The organism is Streptomyces sp. L2 (assembly GCF_004124325.1).
Classification (GTDB): domain Bacteria; phylum Actinomycetota; class Actinomycetes; order Streptomycetales; family Streptomycetaceae; genus Streptomyces.
This window is the reverse complement of the sequence record NZ_QBDT01000001.1, coordinates 4,368,464-4,385,414: the sequence shown is the minus strand read 5'-3', so window position 1 is coordinate 4,385,414 and position 16,951 is coordinate 4,368,464. Positions and strand designations below refer to the sequence as shown.

14 protein-coding genes are annotated in these 16,951 nt (G+C 72.8%); 1 reads left to right on the top strand and 13 read right to left on the bottom strand.

All coding sequences use genetic code 11. The features are described from left to right. Window positions 1–314: 314 nt before the first annotated feature. Window positions 315–1,001, bottom strand: a complete 687-nt coding sequence (gene pdxH / locus DBP14_RS19570; protein WP_129308458.1) for a pyridoxamine 5'-phosphate oxidase — start codon at window positions 999–1,001, stop codon at window positions 315–317. 166 nt (window positions 1,002–1,167) lie between these two features. Between pdxH and DBP14_RS19565 the strand changes: the two genes are divergently transcribed. Further along, complete coding sequence (locus DBP14_RS19565; RefSeq protein ID WP_129308457.1) at window positions 1,168–2,268, top strand: citrate synthase 2; 1,101 nt, start codon at window positions 1,168–1,170, stop codon at window positions 2,266–2,268. 28 nt (window positions 2,269–2,296) lie between these two features. On the opposite strand, the gene DBP14_RS19560 is transcribed toward DBP14_RS19565, so the two are convergent. From DBP14_RS19560 to DBP14_RS19505, 12 genes are all read right to left on the bottom strand, one after another. Then, on the bottom strand, window positions 2,297–3,328 hold the full coding sequence (locus DBP14_RS19560) for a 2-oxoglutarate and iron-dependent oxygenase domain-containing protein (RefSeq protein ID WP_129308456.1): 1,032 nt from the start codon (window positions 3,326–3,328) through the stop codon (window positions 2,297–2,299). A 258-nt stretch (window positions 3,329–3,586) separates the two neighbouring features. Next, the gene (locus DBP14_RS19555; protein ID WP_241740976.1) at window positions 3,587–4,192 is read right to left on the bottom strand and encodes a TetR/AcrR family transcriptional regulator; all 606 of its coding nucleotides are present in this window, start codon (window positions 4,190–4,192) and stop codon (window positions 3,587–3,589) included. Then, window positions 4,189–4,929, bottom strand: a complete 741-nt coding sequence (locus DBP14_RS19550) for an enoyl-CoA hydratase family protein (protein WP_129308454.1) — start codon at window positions 4,927–4,929, stop codon at window positions 4,189–4,191. Before DBP14_RS19550 ends, DBP14_RS19555 begins: the two co-directional genes overlap by 4 nt. Beyond that, window positions 4,926–6,500 (bottom strand): 4-coumarate--CoA ligase family protein, encoded by a 1,575-nt coding sequence (locus DBP14_RS19545; RefSeq protein WP_129308453.1) that lies wholly within the window; start codon window positions 6,498–6,500, stop codon window positions 4,926–4,928. Before DBP14_RS19545 ends, DBP14_RS19550 begins: the two co-directional genes overlap by 4 nt. A 56-nt stretch (window positions 6,501–6,556) precedes the next feature. Beyond that, entirely contained in the window at window positions 6,557–7,717 is a 1,161-nt protein-coding gene (locus DBP14_RS19540) for an acyl-CoA dehydrogenase family protein (RefSeq protein WP_129308452.1), read from the bottom strand. Between the two features lie 80 nt (window positions 7,718–7,797). Continuing rightward, a complete protein-coding gene (locus DBP14_RS19535; protein WP_129308451.1) occupies window positions 7,798–9,645 on the bottom strand; it encodes a biotin carboxylase N-terminal domain-containing protein in 1,848 nt (615 codons plus the stop codon). A 5-nt stretch (window positions 9,646–9,650) separates the two neighbouring features. Next, the gene (locus DBP14_RS19530) at window positions 9,651–11,249 is read right to left on the bottom strand and encodes a carboxyl transferase domain-containing protein (RefSeq protein WP_129308450.1); all 1,599 of its coding nucleotides are present in this window, start codon (window positions 11,247–11,249) and stop codon (window positions 9,651–9,653) included. Further along, the gene (locus tag DBP14_RS19525; RefSeq protein WP_129308449.1) at window positions 11,246–12,922 is read right to left on the bottom strand and encodes an acyclic terpene utilization AtuA family protein; all 1,677 of its coding nucleotides are present in this window, start codon (window positions 12,920–12,922) and stop codon (window positions 11,246–11,248) included. Before DBP14_RS19525 ends, DBP14_RS19530 begins: the two co-directional genes overlap by 4 nt. Then, window positions 12,919–13,722: a TIGR03084 family metal-binding protein gene (locus DBP14_RS19520; protein WP_129308448.1), complete on the bottom strand. Its 804-nt coding sequence runs from the start codon at window positions 13,720–13,722 to the stop codon at window positions 12,919–12,921. The genes DBP14_RS19525 and DBP14_RS19520 overlap by 4 nt, the downstream gene beginning before the upstream one ends. Before the next feature lie 253 nt (window positions 13,723–13,975). Beyond that, the gene (locus DBP14_RS19515) at window positions 13,976–14,920 is read right to left on the bottom strand and encodes an EamA family transporter (protein WP_129308447.1); all 945 of its coding nucleotides are present in this window, start codon (window positions 14,918–14,920) and stop codon (window positions 13,976–13,978) included. Window positions 14,921–15,126: 206 nt separating this feature from the next. Beyond that, window positions 15,127–16,248, bottom strand: coding sequence for a peptidoglycan bridge formation glycyltransferase FemA/FemB family protein (locus DBP14_RS19510; protein ID WP_129308446.1), 1,122 nt, complete (start codon window positions 16,246–16,248; stop codon window positions 15,127–15,129). 181 nt (window positions 16,249–16,429) lie between these two features. Then, window positions 16,430–16,936 (bottom strand): anthrone oxygenase family protein, encoded by a 507-nt coding sequence (locus tag DBP14_RS19505; protein ID WP_129308445.1) that lies wholly within the window; start codon window positions 16,934–16,936, stop codon window positions 16,430–16,432. Window positions 16,937–16,951 lie beyond the last annotated feature (15 nt).

Genomic DNA, 16,951 nt, shown 5'->3' with positions numbered 1-16,951 from the left:
CGGCCACGCGTCGCGTCAATGAAGAAAAACAGTTGAACCCCCCTCGACCGCTTCTTAGGCTGTGTCCTACGTACGAAGGGAGGTGATCGGGTTAATGAGTTACACCCGGACGCGCGAGGTGGCTGCGGGCTAGCGGCCTGCCACCACACGAAGTGCGGTGCCGGACCAGCGTGAGTACCAAGCACGCAGCCGGCCGAATCCAACGCAGTCACCCGACCCGCGAGCTCGCCGGTATCGTCCGGCCGGCTCCCCCGCCGCAAGGCGGAGGAACCCGAGCTCGCGGGTCGTCTGCGTTCCTGAGATGCCGCGCGAGGTCAGGGGCTGAGCCGTTCCACCTGCCAGGAGCCGTCCGGGCGGGACGTGTAGCGGAGGCGGTCGTGGAGGCGGTTCTCGCGGCCCTGCCAGAACTCGACCGTGTCGGGGGCGATGCGGAAGCCGCCCCAGTGCGGCGGGACCGGGACCTGCTCGCCCTCCGGGTAGCGGGCGGCGAGCGCGGCGTGGGCGGCGTCGAGTTCGGCGCGGGAGGCGATCACCGAGGACTGGGCGCTGGCCCAGGCGCCGAGCTGGGAGCCGTGCGGGCGGGTGCGGAAGTACGCGGCGGTCTCGTCGCGTCCGGTACGGCGGGCGGTGCCGGTGACGATGACCTGGCGGGCGACCGGGTGCCAGGGGAAGAGCAGCGAGACGTACGGGTTGGCGGCCAGGTCGAGGGCCTTGCGGGAGCCGTAGTTGGTGTAGAAGACGAAGCCGTCCGTGTCGAACTGCTTCATCAGGACCGTGCGGGTGCTGGGGCGGCCGGTCGCGTCGGCCGTGGAGACGACCATGGCGTTGGGCTCGTACAGCGTTCCGTGCAGGGCGGCCCGCGCGGCCTCCTCGAACCAGCGGCCGAACTGGTCCATGGGGTGGGCGGCGAGATCGTGCTCGTCCAGGCCCTGGGCGCGGTACTGCTTGCGCATGGCGGCGGGGTCCACCACGGGGTCGGGGCTCGGTTCGCGGTCGGTCACGGCGTCATCCTGCCGTATCGAACGTAGGTGGCACTGAGTGTCGTGTGGTCTCCCCAAAAGTGGCACTGAGGGTTATCGTGCTGGTTCCCCCCGCGGTGGGGTGACCACCGGCTGATCCGGGCATCACCGGGGTGACCGCCGCCCACTGATCACGAGGAGCCGCCAGATGTCCGACTTCGTACCCGGGCTCGAAGGAGTCATCGCGTTCGAGACGGAGATCGCCGAACCGGACAAGGAGGGCGGCGCCCTGCGCTACCGGGGCGTCGACATCGAGGACCTGGTCGGTCACGTCTCGTTCGGCAACGTGTGGGGGCTGCTCGTCGACGGCGCCTTCAACCCCGGCCTGCCGCCCGCCGAGCCGTTCCCGATCCCGGTGCACTCCGGTGACATCCGGGTGGACGTGCAGTCGGCGCTGGCCATGCTCGCCCCGGTGTGGGGCCTGAAACCGCTGCTCGACATCGACGTCGAGCAGGCCCGCGAGGACCTGGCCCGCGCCGCCGTGATGGCGCTGTCGTACGTCGCCCAGTCCGCGCGCGGGCAGGGCCTGCCGATGGTGCCGCAGCGGGAGATCGACAAGGCGCAGTCCATCACCGAGCGGTTCATGATCCGCTGGCGCGGCGAGCCGGACCCGAAGCACGTGGCCGCCGTGGACGCCTACTGGTCGTCGGCCGCCGAGCACGGTATGAACGCCTCGACGTTCACCGCCCGGGTCATCGCCTCCACGGGCGCGGACGTCGCCGCCGCGCTGTCCGGTGCGGTCGGCGCGATGTCCGGTCCGCTGCACGGCGGCGCCCCCTCGCGCGTGCTGCACATGATCGAGGAGATCGAGCGGACCGGGGACGCGGAAGGCTACGTCAGGCAGGCCCTGGACCGCGGCGAGCGGCTCATGGGCTTCGGCCACCGGGTGTACAGGGCCGAGGACCCCCGCGCGCGCGTGCTGCGGCGTACGGCCCGTGAGCTGGGCGCGCCCCGCTTCGAGATCGCGGAGGCGCTGGAGAAGGCGGCGCTGGAGGAGCTGCACAACCGGCGGCCCGACCGGGTGCTGGCCACCAACGTGGAGTTCTGGGCCGCGATCATGCTGGACTTCGCCCAGGTGCCGGCGCACATGTTCACCTCGATGTTCACGTGCGCCCGTACGGCGGGCTGGTCGGCGCACATCCTGGAGCAGAAGCGGACGGGCCGCCTGGTGCGGCCCTCGGCGCGGTACGTGGGCCCGGGTCCGCGCAGCCCGCAGGACGTCGAGGGCTACGCGGACATCGCGCACTGAGAGGGACACCGCCCCGGCCCACGGCTTCTCAGGCCGGTGTCAGCAAGTCCGCGTGATGGCGTTCCGCGCCCAGGGGGTGGGCGCGGAGCTTGCCCTTCAGCTCGTTGTAGCCGTACTCGGCGTACAGGGGGTTGGCGGGATCGTCGGTGATGCCCGGGGCCGTGGCGGCGTGCGGGAAGGGCAGGGGCCGGACCCGGGCGTCGAGGCGGGGGTTGTAGAAGAAGGGGACGGAGAAGCGTTCGGTGGCTCCGGGCGGGCTGACCACGCGGTGGTTGGTGGCCAGGAGGTAGCCGTTGGTGGCGACTTCGAGGAGTTCGCCGAGGTTGACGACGAAGGCGCCGTCGATCGGCGGGACGTCGTGGAAGCGGCCGTCCTCGCGCTGCACCTGGAGGCCGCCGACGGTGTCCTGGAGCAGCAGGGTGAGGAAGCCGTAGTCCTTGTGGGCGCCGACGCCCTGGTCGGTGCCGTCGCCCGCGCTGCCGGGGTAGCGGACGAGCTTGAGGTGCGGGTGGGCGTGGGCGCCGAAGACGGGGTCGTAGAAGTCGGCGGGGGCGCCGATGGCCGTCAGGAGTTCGTGCAGGAGGCGCTCGGCGACGGCGCTGAGCTCGGCGATCCAGTCGAGGGCTGCGGTGCGCAGCTCGGGCAGGGCGGCGGGCCACTGGTTGGGGCCCTGCAGCCACCAGTAGGGGGGTTCGCCGGGGGCGGGGACGTGGGCGGGGCGTTCGGCGCCTATGTCGAGCTGGTCGCGCCAGTCGCGGGCGCCGGCGGTGCGTTCGTCGCCGGTGCGGGTGTAGCCGCGGAAGTGCGGTGAGTTGGTGTTGTCCAGGGCGAGCCGGTCGGCCTCGGGGAGGGCGAAGAAGGCGCGCATGGCGGTGAGCAGCGCCTGGGTGCGGGCCTGGGTCACGCCGTGCCCGATGAGCTGGAAGAAGCCGACGTCGTGGGCGGCGCTGTGCAGCTGCGCGTGGAGCAGCGCGCGGGCCTGGGGCCCGCGGTCGGCGGCCGACAGGTCGATGATCGGGAGCTGGGTGTACGACGGGTTCGTCGCGAGGTGCGTCGTCATGGGGTGCGTCCGCGGGGTCTACGGGGCACGGGTGGGCCGCGAGGGGTGGGCGGCCCCCGGTGCCGGAAGGAAGTCAAGCAGGCAGAAAGATGCGAGGGGGCTGGTCAGGCGGTGTGACGCCGACAGGCCATGCTCGTGACGCGCACGTAGTCCACGTGGCGGCGGCGGACGAGCATCGGAAGCATGCGGACAGCGTACTGCGGTGCGCGTCGGATGCGTGTGGTCCCGTTCACACCGGCTGGTGCCCCGGCGGGCGGGTCAGCCGAGAGCCTCGTCCAGCAGGGCCGCCCACTGGGCCACCACGCGTTCGCGGCGGGTGGTGTCGTCGGTGAGGAGGTTGGCGAGGCCGAGGCCGCGGGCCATGTCGAGGAAGCCCTGCACGGTTTCGCGGGCGCCGGGACGGGTCTCGTCGGCGCCGAGGAGTTCCACGGCGATGCGGTGGGTCTCGCGGCCGACGCGGGCCTCCAGTTCGGTGACGCGGGTGCGGAGCTGGTCCTCGTTGGAGGCGGCGACCCAGAGGTGGAGCGCGGCGCGAAAGAGGGGGCCGGTGTAGAGGTCGACGAGGGCGGCGAGGACGGCGTGCCGGTCGGCGGGGCCGCCGGGGCTGTCGGGGAAGAGGTCGCGCAGGGCGGTGGAGCGTTCCTCGGCGACGTATTCGACGGCCGCGGTGAAGAGGTCCTCGCGGGTGGGGAAGTGGTGCTGGGCGGCACCGCGGGAGACGCCGGCGCGTTCGGCGACGACGGTGACCGTGGAGCCCGCCCAGCCGTGTTCGGCGAGGCAGGCCACGGCGGCTTCGAGGAGCCGCTGCCGGGTGGCCCGGCTGCGGTCCTGTTTGGGAACCCGGTCGCGTTCCGCCGTACTCACGCCACCACCCACGCCGCTTCCCGTCGTTCGAGGAACGCTGTCATCCCCTCCCTGGCCTGGGCGGAGGCGAACAGCTGGGCCGAGAGCGCGGTCAGGTGGGCCGCGTCCCGGTCGAATGTCTCCAGCACCCTAGCCGTGAGCAGCCGTTTCGTCTCGGCGAGGCCCTGGGGTGAGGAGCGGCGCAGGCCGTCGAGGACGGGGGCGAGGGCTTCGTCGACGTCGTCGGCGGTGGTGGTGAGCAGGCCGAGGCGTACGGCTTCGGCGGCGTCGAAGCGTTCGCCGGTGAGGTAGTAGCGGGCCAGCGCGCGGGGGTCGGCGCGCGGGACGACGGGCAGGGAGATCACGGCGGGGGCGACGCCGATGCGGACCTCGGTGAAGGCGAAGGTGGCGGTGGTGGCGGCGGCCGTGATGTCGCAGGCGGCGAGGAGGCCGAGGCCGCCGGCGCGGACGTGTCCGGTGACGCGGGCGACGACGGGCTTGGGGAGTTCGACGATCTGGCGCAGCAGGCCGACCAGCGCGTCGGGGTGCGGCGGGTCGCGCAGGTCGGCGCCGGCGCAGAAGGTGGTGCCGGTGTGGGTGAGGACGACGGCCCGTACGTCCGGGTCCTTGGCGCAGTCGGTGAGCGCGGCGGCGAGTTCGGTGACGAGGGCGGCGGAGAGGGCGTTGCGGGTGCCGGTGGCGTCGAGGCTGAGGGTGTCGACGGCACGCGCGCGCGTGCGGCCGATGAGGGTGGTCATGGGCGCTCCCTGAGCTGCCGGCGCAGGATCTTGCCGGAGACCGCGCGGGGGACGGTGTCGATGAAGGTGACCTTGCGGACGCGTTTGTAGGGGGCGACGCGTTCGGCGACGTAGAGCATGATCTCGTTCTCGGTGAGTTCGGTGCCGGTGGTGTCGGTGCGGCGGACGACGAAGGCGTGCGGGATCTCGTTGCCGTTCTCGTCGCGGGCGCCGATGACGGCGGTGTCGGCGATGCCGGGGTGGGTGAGCAGGAGGGCTTCGAGTTCGGCGGGGGCCACCTGGAAGCCCTTGTACTTGATGAGTTCCTTGACCCGGTCGACGACGAAGAGCCAGCCGTCGGGGTCGGTGTGGCCGACGTCCCCGGTGTGCAGCCAGCCGTCGGGGTCGATCATGGCGGCGGTGGCGTCGGGGCGGCCGAGGTAGCCCTTCATGACCTGGGGGCCGCGGATGAGGATCTCGCCGGACTCGCCGGTGCCGAGGTCCTTGCCGGGGTCGTCGAGGGAGACGATCCGCATCTCGGTGCCGGCGATGAGCTTGCCGACGGTGCCGGCGGGTGCCTCGTGGAGGGCGTCGAGGGGGACGACGTGGGTGCCGGGGGACAGTTCCGTCATGCCGTAGGCCTGGCCGAGCGGGGGCAGGCCGAGGCGTTCGGCGCAGGCGCGGGCGAGGGCGGCGTCCAGCGGGGCGGCGGCGCTGATGACGTACTTCAGGGACGACAGGTCGTACTGGGTGACCGCCGGGTGCTTGGCGAGGGCGAGGACGATGGGCGGGGCGACGTAGAGGCCGGTGATGCGGTGGTTCTGGATGGCGGCGAGGAACTTCTCCAGGTCGAAGCGGGGCAGCACGACGACGGTGGCGCCCTTGCGGAGCGGGGCGTTCATCAGCGCGGTCAGGCCGTAGATGTGGAAGAACGGCAGGACGGCGAGGATGCGGTCGCCGGGGCCGGCCGGGACGACGCTGTCGAGCTGGGCCAGGTTGGTGGCGATCTGCCGGTGGGTGAGCATCACGCCCTTGGGCACGCCGGTGGTCCCGGACGAGTAGGGCAGCGCGGCGATGTCCTCGGCCGGGTCGATGTCCACGCGGGGTTCGGGGGCGGCCGAGGCCAGCATGTCGATCAGCGAGCGGTGTCCGGGGGCGCTGTCGCAGACGAGGATCTCCTGGACGCCGCCCGCGAGTTCGGCGGCCCGGCGGGCGGAGTCCAGCAGCGGTGAGACGGTGACGATCCAGCGGGCGCGGCTGTCGCGGAGCTGCTTGGCGAACTCCTCGGGGGTGGCCAGGGGGTGCACGGTGGTCACGGAGGCACCCGCGCGCGTGGCGGCGTAGAAGGCGGTCGGGAAGGCGATCGTGTTGGGGCTGTGCAGGGCGAGGACGTCGCCCTTGCGGACACCGGCGTCGGCGAGGGCGGCGGCCAGCCGCCGGTGGAACCGGTCCACCTGCTCGTACGTGAGGGTGGTGCCGTCCGTGCCGTCGATCAGGGCGGGCAGCTCCCCGAACTCGGCCGCCCGGCCCAGCACGGCCTCGTGGATGGGCAGGTCTACGGGCGGAACGTCTGCGTACTCGCTGCGGAACACGGTTCCTCCAGTGCGGTCGCGGTCGGTCGCCTGTTGGTGGCTCAGGCGGTGCGGGCTCAGTACGACTTGGGCAGGCCCAGGGTCTGGTGGGAGACGTAGTTGAGAATCATCTCCCGGCTGACCGGTGCGATACGAGCCACGCGCGAGGCCGTTATCAGAGAGGCGAGGCCGAATTCGCGGGTGAGGCCGTTGCCGCCGAGGGTGTGCACGGCCTGGTCGACGGCCTTCACACAGGCCTCGCCGGCCGCGTACTTGGCCATGTTGGCGGCCTCGCCCGCGCCGACGTCGTCCCCGGCGTCGTACAGGTGGGCGGCCTTCTGCATCATCAGCCGGGCCAGTTCCAGGTCGATGTGCGCCTGGGCGAGGGGATGGGCGATGGCCTGGTGGGCGCCGATGGGGGCCTTCCAGACGGTACGGTCGCGGGCGTACTCGACGGCCTTCGCGAGGGCGTAGCGGCCCATGCCGATCGCGAACGCGGCCGTCATGATCCGCTCGGGGTTGAGCCCGGCGAACAGCTGGAGCAGTCCGGCGTCCTCGTCGCCGACGAGCGCCTCGGCGGGCAGCCGTACGTCGTCCAGGACCAGCTCGAACTGCTTTTCGGCGGCGGTGAGTTCCATGTCGATGGGCCGCCGTGAGAAGCCCTCGGCGTCCCTCGGGACGATGAACAGGCAGGGCTTGAGGGTGCCGGTGCGGGCGTCCTCGGTGCGGCCGACGATGAGGGTGGCGTCCGCCTGGTCCACCCCGGAGACGAACACCTTGCGGCCGGTGAGGAGCCAGTCGGCGCCGTCCCTGCGGGCAGTGGTGGTGATGCGGTGGCTGTTGGAGCCGGCGTCGGGTTCGGTGATGCCGAAGGCCATGGTCCGGGTGCCGTCGGCGAGGCCGGGCAGCCAGGTCCGCTTCTGCTCCTCGGTGCCGAAGCGGGCGATCACCGTGCCGCAGATGGCCGGGGAGACGATGAGCATGAGGAGGGGGGAGCCGGCGGCGCCGAGTTCTTCGAGGACGATGGAGAGTTCGGTGATGCCGCCGCCTCCGCCGCCGTGTTCCTCCGGGAGGTTGACGCCGAGGTAGCCGAGTTTGCCGGCCTCGGACCAGAGTTCGGTGAGGGGGTTGCCTTCGGCGATGGTGCGGGTCATGTAGGCGCGGCCGTAGCGGTTGCCGAGGGCGGCGACCGCGGTGCGGAGAGCTTTGTGTTCTTCGGGTTCGATGACGGGAGTCATGGGGCTCCTAAGAGAGGGGGGCGTTCGGCCGTGTGGAGGGGTTCGGTCCGTTGTGGCTTGTCGCGCAGTTCCCCGCGCCCCTAGGGGGCGTCTGTCTCGACCACCGCCAGGAGGGCGCCCATCTCCACTTGCTGTCCCGGGGTCACCGGGAGGGCACTGAGTGTGCCCGTCGTCGGTGCTGTGATGCGGTGTTGCATTTTCATGGCCTCCAGCCAGATCAGGGGCTGGCCGGCCTGGACCGGGGAGCCTGGTTCCAGGTCGTCGGCGATGCGGACGACCGTGCCCGGCATGGGGGCGAGGAGGGAGCCCGGGGCGAGTTGGGTGGTGGGGTCGGGGAAGCGGGGCAGGGCGGTGAGACGGGTGGTGTTGACGTGGATCTCGTCGCCGTAGGCCGAGACCGTGTAGCGGCGTTCCACGCCGTCCACGTCGAGGACGACCGTGCGCGCGTCGGTGTGCACCACGCGTACTCCGTCGGCGGTGAGGCCCTGCCTGGTGTGCTGGTAGTGGGCCTCGTGCTCCTCGCCGGCCATCGCGTAGCGCTTGGTCTGCGGCTGTGACGGAACGTTGCGCCAGGCGCCGAAGCGGGAGCGGCCGTGGGCGTCGGCGAGGGCGGCGGCGAGCGGGGCGTACGGGTCGGGGGCCGGGGTGGTCAGGTCGGTGAGGTGACGGTCGTAGAAGCCGGTGTCCATGCGGCCGGTCGTGAACTCGTCGTGGCGCAGGGAGCGGACGAGGAGGTCGCGGTTGGTGACGGGGCCGTGGATCTCGGCGGCGGTCAGGGCGCCCGCCAGTGTGCGGATCGCCTCCGCGCGCGTGGGCGCGTGCGTGACGATCTTGGCGAGCATGGGGTCGTAGTGGACGCCGATGCGATCGCCGTCGGTGTAGCCGGTGTCGAGGCGGACGCCGTCGGGGACGGCGAGGCGGTGCAGGGTGCCGGTCTGCGGGGCCCAGTCGTGGGCGGGGTCCTCGGCGTAGAGCCGGGCCTCCACGGCGTGGCCACGCGCGCGTGGGGGTGTGACGGGCAGGGCGTGGCCCTCGGCGACGCGGATCTGTTCGGCGACCAGGTCGAGCCCGAAGACCGCTTCCGTGACGGGGTGTTCGACCTGGAGGCGGGTGTTCATCTCCAGGAAGTGGGCCTGGTCGCCGGCGACGAGGAACTCGACGGTGCCGGCGCCGACGTAGGAGACGGAGCGGGCGGCGCGTTCCGCGAGCCGGAGGAGTTGCGCGGTGAGTTGGGAAGTCAAACCCGGTGCGGGGGCTTCCTCGACGACCTTCTGGTGGCGGCGCTGCAGGGAGCAGTCGCGGGTGCCGAGGGTCCAGACGGTGCCGTGGGTGTCGGCGAGGATCTGCACCTCGACGTGGCGGCCGTCCTCGATGTAGGGCTCGACGAACACCTCACCGTCGCCGAAGGCGCTGGCGGCCTCGGCGCGGGCGGCCGCCAGTTCGGCGTCCAGGTCGGCGAGCCACCGTACGATTCGCATCCCGCGTCCGCCGCCGCCCGCGGCCGCCTTGACCAGCACGGGCAGGTCCGCCTCGGTGACCTCGCGCAGGGGCTGCACGCCCATCAGCTCCTTGGCGCGGGTCTTGGACGCCATGGCCTCGATCGCCTGCGGGGGCGGGCCGATCCAGGTCAGGCCGGCGTCCTGGACGGCGCGGGCGAAGTCGGGGTTCTCGGACAGGAAGCCGTAGCCGGGGTGGACGGCGTCCGCGCCGGCGGCGAGGGCGGCCTTCACGACGAGGTCGCCGCGCAGGTACGTCTCGGCGGGGGTCACCCCGGGCAGTCGTACGGCGGTGTCGGCCAGGCGCGTGTGGAGGGCGCCGGCGTCCGCGTCGGAGTGCACGGCGACCGTCCGGATTCCCAGCTCGGCGCAGGTGCGGGCGATACGGCAGGCGATTTCGCCACGGTTGGCGACGAGAACGGTGGTGATCATGGGCCTCACATCCGGAAGACGCCGAAGCCGCCGCGGGCGCCCTCGTAGGGGGCGGTGTGGATCGCGGACAGGCACATGCCGAGGACGGTGCGGGTGTCGCGCGGGTCGATGACGCCGTCGTCGTAGAGCCGCCCGGACAGGAACATGGGCAGCGACTCGGACTCGATCTGCTGCTCCACCATCGCGCGCAGGGCGGCGTCCGCGTCGTCGTCGTAGGGCTGTCCCTTCGCGGCGGCGGACTGGCGGGCGACGATGGAGAGGACGCCGGCGAGCTGTTGCGGGCCCATGACGGCGGACTTGGCGCTGGGCCAGGCGAACAGGAAGCGCGGGTGGTAGGCGCGGCCGCACATGCCGTAGTGCCCGGCGCCGTACGAGGCGCCCATGAGGACGGACAGGTGTGGAACCCGGCTGTTGCTGACCGCGTTGATCATCATGGCGCCGTGTTTGATGATGCCGCCCTGCTCGTACTCGCGGCCGACCATGTAGCCGGTGGTGTTGTGCAGGAACAGCAGCGGGATGTCGCGCTGGTTGGCGAGCTGGATGAACTGGGCGGCCTTCTGCGACTCGGCGCTGAACAACACGCCCTGGGCGTTGGCGAGGATGCCGACCGGGTAGCCGTGCAGGCGGGCCCAGCCGGTGGCGAGACTCATGCCGTACAGCGGTTTGAACTCGTCGAAGTCGGAGCCGTCGACGATGCGCGCGATGACCTCGCGGGGGTCGAAGGGGATCTTCAGATCGCCGGGAACGATCCCGAGAAGCTCCTCGTTGTCGTATTTGGGTGGCTCTGCGAAGGGGGGATCGGCATGGGCCTTGCGGTGGTTGAGGCGGGCGACGACGCGGCGCGCCTGCCGGAGCGCGTCCGGTTCGTCGGCGGCGAAGTAGTCGGCGAGGCCCGACACGCGCGCGTGCATCTCCGCGCCGCCCAGCGACTCGTCGTCGCTCTCCTCACCGGTCGCCATCTTCACCAGCGGCGGCCCGCCGAGGAACACCTTGGCCCGCTCCTTGACCATGATCACGTGGTCGGACATGCCGGGGATGTAGGCCCCGCCGGCGGTGGAGTTGCCGAAGACGACGGCCACGGTGGGGATGCCGGCCGCCGAGAGCCGGGTCAGGTCGCGGAAGATGGCGCCCCCGGGGATGAAGATCTCCTTCTGGGAGGGCAGATCGGCGCCTCCGGACTCGACGAGGCTGATGCAGGGCAGCCGGTTGGCGAGCGCGATGTCGTTGGCGCGCAGCGCCTTCTTCAGCGACCACGGGTTGCTGGCTCCGCCGCGCACGGTCGGGTCGTTTGCGGTGATCAGGCACTCCACGCCCTCCACGACGCCGATGCCGGTGACGAGGGAGGCGCCCACGGTGTAGTCGCTGCCCCAGGCGGCCAGCGGGGACAGCTCCAGGAACGGCGTGTCCGGGTCGAGGAGCAGTTCGATCCGTTCGCGGGCGAGCAGCTTGCCGCGCCCCCGGTGCCGTTCGACGTACTTGGGGCCGCCGCCCGCGAGCGCCTTCGCGTGCTCGGCGTCCAGGTCGGCGAGCTTGGCGAGCATGGCCTCGCGGTGGGCCCGGTAGTCGGGGCCGCCCGTGTCGAGGGCGGAGGTCAGGACGGTCACAACAGGGCCTCCGGGATGTCCAGGTGGCGGGAGCGCAGCCATTCGCCGAGGGCCTTGGCCTGCGGGTCGAACCGGTGTTGTGCGGCGACGCCCGCGCCGAGGATGCCTTCCACGACGAAGTTCAGGGCGCGCAGGTTGGGCAGTGGATGCCGGGTGACGGGCAGTTCGCGGGCCTCGGGGATCAGCTCCCGGAACCGGTCCACGGTCAGCTCGTGGGCGAGCCAGCGCCACGCGTCGTCCGTCCGCGCCCACACGCCGACGTTGGCGTCCCCGCCCTTGTCGCCGCTGCGCGCTCCGGCGACGAGACCGAGGGGCGCCCGGCGGGTGGGACCGGCCGGCAGCGGCTCGGGGAGCGGGGGTTGCCGTACGGCGTCCGGGGGCCGGGTGTCCTGCGGCGGTGCCACCGGGACACGGCGCCCGTCGTGCAGGACCGCCACGTGCTCGACGGCGTCCTGCGGGACGTACGCGGCCTCGAAGACGCCGTACGGCGCGCCCTTCCCGGGCGGGGCCAGGACGTGGAAGCCTGGGTAGCCGGCCAGGGCCAGTTCGACGGCGGCTTCGCCGATCGCCCGCCCGACGGCACGCTGGTCGGGGTCGCGTACGACGAGCCGCAGCAGGGCGCTGGCCGTCTCCTCGGTGCCGGCGTCGGCGCGGTCGGTGCGGACGAGGTCCCAGCGCACCTCGGCGGGCGGCGACTTGGCGAGCGCGTCGGTCATCTGCTCGCGCACGAGGGCCGCCTTGGCCTCGATGTCGAGCCCGGTGAGGACGAAGGCGACCTCGCCCCGGAAGCCGCCGAGCCGGTTGAGCCCGACCTTGAGCGTGCCGGGCGGCGCCTCCCCCTGCACGCCTTCGATCCGCACCCGGTCCGGGCCGTCCTGGCTCAGCCGTACGGTGTCCAGCCGGGCGGTGGCGTCGGGGCCGAGGTAGCGGGCGCCGGACGTCTCGTAGAGCAGCTGGGCGGTGACGGTGCCGGTGTCGACGAAGCCGCCGGTGCCGGGGTGCTTGGTGATGACGCTGCTGCCGTCGGCGTGGATCTCGGCGAGCGGGAAGCCGGGCCGGCGCACGTCACCGTCGCCGAAGAACGCGTAGTTCCCGCCGGTCGCCTGCGTCCCGCACTCCAGCACGTGCCCGGCGACGACGGCACCGGCGAGCCGGTCGTGGTCGCCTGGTCCCCAGCCGAAGTGGGCGGCGGCGGTCCCGGTGACCAGGGCGGCGTCCGTGACGCGGCCGGTGATCACGATGTCGGCGCCGGCCCGCAGGCACGCGGCGATGCCGAAGCCGCCGAGGTAGGCGTGGGCGGCCAGCGCACCGGGGTGGGCGGCGGTCAGGTCGTCGCCCTCGACGTGCGCGACGCGCACCGGGATGCCCAGCCGCCCCGCCAGTTGCCGTACGGCGTCGGCCAGTCCGGCCGGGTTGAGGCCGCCCGCGTTGGTGACGATGCGGACCCCGCGTTCGTGGGCGAGGCCGAGGCAGTCCTCCAGCTGGCGTGGGAAGGTGCGGGCGTATCCGGCGGCGGGGTCCTTCAGCCGGTCGCGGGCGAGGATCAGCATGGTGAGTTCGGCGAGGTAGTCGCCGGTGAGGACGTCGAGTTCGCCGCCGGTGAGCATCTCGCGCAGGGCGTCGGAGCGGTCGCCGTAGAAGCCGGAGAAGTTGCCGATCCGCAGCACGCTCACGCGCGGTCCTCCTTCGAGCCTCTCGGCGGGCGGCCGGTGCCGGGCGGGCCCGCGAAGGCCTGGGCGATGTCGAGCCAGCGGTCGGCGTCGGGGCCCTCGGCCCGCACGGCGAGGTCGGCGCGGTGGGCGCGCTGGGTGACGAGGAGGCAGAAGTCGAGCGTGGGGCCGGTGACGCGCTGCGGGGAGTCCTCGGGGCCGTGGGACCACAGCTCGCCCGAGGGGGAGGTGACCTCGACCCGGAACTCCTCCCCCGGCACGGGAAGCCCCCGCGCCCCGAAGGCGAAGTCCCGGGCGCGCACCCCGATGCGGACGATGTGCCGCAGCCGGTCGGTGGGCGCGCGGACCACGCCCAGGGTGTCCGCCACGTCCTGGCCGTGGGCCCAGGTCTCCATGAGCCGGCCGGTGGCCATGGAGGCGGCCGACATGGGCGGCCCGAACCAGGGGAAGCGGGCGCCGCGCGGGGCCGCCCGCAGCGCCCGGTCCAGCGCGGCCCGCCCCTCCCGCCAGCGTGCCAGCAGTTCGCCGGGCGCGAGGCGGGCGCCCTCGTCGGCCGCCTCGTCGACGAAGGTGTCGGGCGCCTTGAGCGCCTTCTCGACGACCTCGCCGAATCCGGCCGGGTCGGTGACGGCGAGCAGGGCGCTGCGGTCCGTCCAGTGCAGGTGGGCGATCTGGTGGGCGACGGTCCAGCGGGGCGCGGGCGTCGGCAGGGCCCAGCGCTCCTCGCTCAGGGCGGCCACGAGGTGGTCGAGTGCGTCGCTTTCCTCGCGCAGGTCGTCGATGACGGGCGTCGGCTCGGACATGGGGGGAGCATGGCAGCGGAAGCAGAAACAATCAAGCATGCTTGCATGATTTTCTGCCAGGCCGGGTCGGTGGGGTGCGGCCGGTGACGGCGTCGGCGGGGTGCGGCGGCGGCTGCGCCGGTGGGATGCGGCCGGTAACCACGCCGGTGGGGTTGCGTCCGCGACCGCGCCGGAGGGATGCGGCTGGTAACCACGCCGGTGGGGTTGCGTCCGCGACCGCGCCGGTGGGGTGCGGTCCGGGACCGCGCCGCTCTCAGTCGGTGACCATCGGGTCGACGCTCCCGCGCCGGCCCACCTGGGTGCGGATCGCGCCGATGCTGGCGGCGATGACCAGGGAGATCGCGGCCGCCTGCGGGAGGGAGAGGGACTGGCCGAGGACCAGGAAGCCGGCCGTGGCGGCGATGGCCGGTTCCAGGCTCATCATGACGGCGAAGGTGGAGGCGGGCAGTCGGCGCAGGGCGAGGAGTTCGAGGGTGTAGGGCAGGACCGAGGAGAGCACGGCCACGGCCGAGCCGAGGGCGACGGTCGTCGGGTCCAGCAGGCGGGAGCCCGCGTCGGCGATACCCAGGGGCAGGAAGAGGAGGGCGGCCACCGCCATGGCCAGCGCCAGGCCGTCCGCCTGGGGGAAGCGGCGGCCGGTGCGCGCGCTGAACACGATGTACGCCCCCCACATCGCGCCGGCGCCCAGCGCGAAGGCGACGCCCACCGGGTCCAGGCCGTCGAAGCCGCCCCCGCCCAGCAGGAAGACGCCGGCGAGGGCGAGCCCCGCCCAGAGCACGTTGATCGCGCGGCGCGAGGCCAGGACGGAGAGGGTGAGCGGGCCGAGGACCTCCAGCGTCACGGCCGGGCCCAGCGGGATGCGGTCGACCGCCTCGTAGAACAGGCCGTTCATCGCACCCATGGTGATGCCGAAGACGATCACCGTGCCCCAGTCGGTGCGCGAGTGGCCGCGCAGCCGGGGGCGGCAGACCAGGAGCAGTACGACGGCCGCCGCGAGGAGCCGCAGCGTGACCACGCCGAGCGCGCCGGCGCGCGGCATCAGCGTCACCGCGAGCGCGCCGCCGAACTGGACCGAGACACAGCCGCCCAGCACCAGCCCGACGGGTCCGAACGATCCGAACCGGCCCGGCCCGGGCTCGCCGGGAGCCGCCGCCGTGGTCGAAGGGGCGGTGGCACGGGAGGTGCTGGCGGTGCTCACGGGCGGTCCTGGGGCTGGCTCGGGTGACGATCTTGTTCATCTCGATGTACTGCCGAGTCCAGGGTAATGGACTAGGTCAGGAGTGTGAACCGCTTATGCGACTGTTCTGGATGGCGAGACGGAGGGTTGGCGAGACGGCGGGGTTGGCGAGACGGCGGGGTTGGCGAGACGGCGGGGTGCGGGACGGCGGATGGGTGGGACGTGGGTCAGCGGCGGGCCATGTAGAGGTCGAGGGCCTTGTGCAGGAGGCGGTTCAGCGGAAAATCCCACTCCCCCAGGTACTCGACGGCCTCGCCGCCCGCGCCCACCTTGAAGCGGAGCAGGCCGAGCAGGTGGTTGGACTCCTCCAGGGTGTCGGTGATGCCCCGGAAGTCGTAGACGTGCGCGCCGAGTTCGTGGGCGTCGCACATCATGCGCCACTGCATGGCGTTGTTCGGCTGCGCCTCGCGCCTGCGGCTGGTGGAGGCGCCGTAGGAGTACCAGACGTGACCGCCGACGACGAGCATGGTGGCCGCGGCGAGCACCTCGCCGTCGTGGTGGGCGAGGTAGAGGCGCATGCGGTCGGGGTGTTCGGCGGTGAGCGCGGTCCACATGCGCTGGAAGTACGGCAGCGGGCGCGGGATGAACCTGTCCCGTTCCGCGGTCTCGCTGTAGAGGCCGTAGAACACCGGGAGGTCCTCGTAGCCGCCGCGGACGATCTTGACGCCCGCCTTCTCCGCCTTCTTGATGTTGCGCCGCCACTGCTGGTTGAGCCCCCGGTGGATGTCCTCCAGCGACCGCCCGGCGTACGGCACCTGGCACACGTACCGGGGCTGCCCGGCGGCGAACCCGTCCTCGCCGCCCGGCTCGGACTGCCGCCAGCCCATGGCGCGCAGCCGGCCGGCCAGTTCGGCGGCGCCCGGCTCGTGCGAGGTGGGCTCCGCGTCCCCCAGCCGGCGCAGGCCCGGGTCGGCGATGGCCGCCTTGACCGCGTCCGGGCTCCAGCGCCGGGCGACCACGGGCGGGCCCATCTTCACCGAGAACGCGCCGCGCGCCTTGAGGTGGGCCAGCATCGGCGTCAGCCACTGCTCCAGGTCGGGGGCGCGCCAGTCGATGACGGGGCCCTCCGGCAGGTAGGCGAGGTACCGCTTCACCTTCGGCAGCGGCCGCAGCAGGACCAGCCCGACGCCCACCAGCCGGCCTTCCGCGTCGAACCACCCGAGGCTCTCCGCCGTCCAGTCGGGCTTCACGTCCCCCCAGGACGGCACCTGCATATGGCTGGCGGAGGGGCGGGCCGCCACGAAGGCGAGGTGCTCGGCACGGGTGATGGTCCGCAGGGTGAGGGACATGCAGGCTCGCTCCTTGTGCTCCTTGTGGATCGCGGCTCGTCCCCACCCTACGAACACCCGCCCTCCCCCGCGTTCCCTGCCGTGGCACCCGGGTGTCCGTGCACTCGGCGCGGGCTGCGGCGCTCAGCCCGTGCCCAGCTCGGGCTCGGCTCGGGCTCGGCTCGGGCTCAGCAGCCCGTGCTCAGCCCGCCTCCGGTATGCGGGCCGAGAGCCGCAGGGCCCAGGCGATGCAGCCGAACGCGGCCGTGCAGGTGAGGGCGCGGATCAGGTTCCAGCGGACCCAGGTGTCCTCGAAGGCCGCCCGGACGGCGGCGGGATCGGCGATGTGGCCCGGCGCACCGGCCGCCGCCAGCCGGTCGTTGAGCGGCACGCTGACCGCCCCGGTGATGACCAGCATGGCCAGCTGGAACACCGCCGCCGCGCCGATCCACAGCAGCACCGTACGGCTGCCGCCGCGCAGCTCCAGCACCCCGGCGACGCCGATCAGCACGAGCGCGCCCAGGAAGGACAGCATGAACCAGCCGTTGAGGATGGCCACGTTGATCCGCTGCATCACCTCGATGAAGCTCCGGTCGTCGGCGCGGGCCAGCCCCGGCATGACCGAGCACGAGTACGAGTAGAACAGTCCGGCGCCGAGTCCGGTGGTGAGCGTCGCCCCGAACAGTACGGCCGTGCGAAGAGCGGGCATGTCGGCATTCCCCCG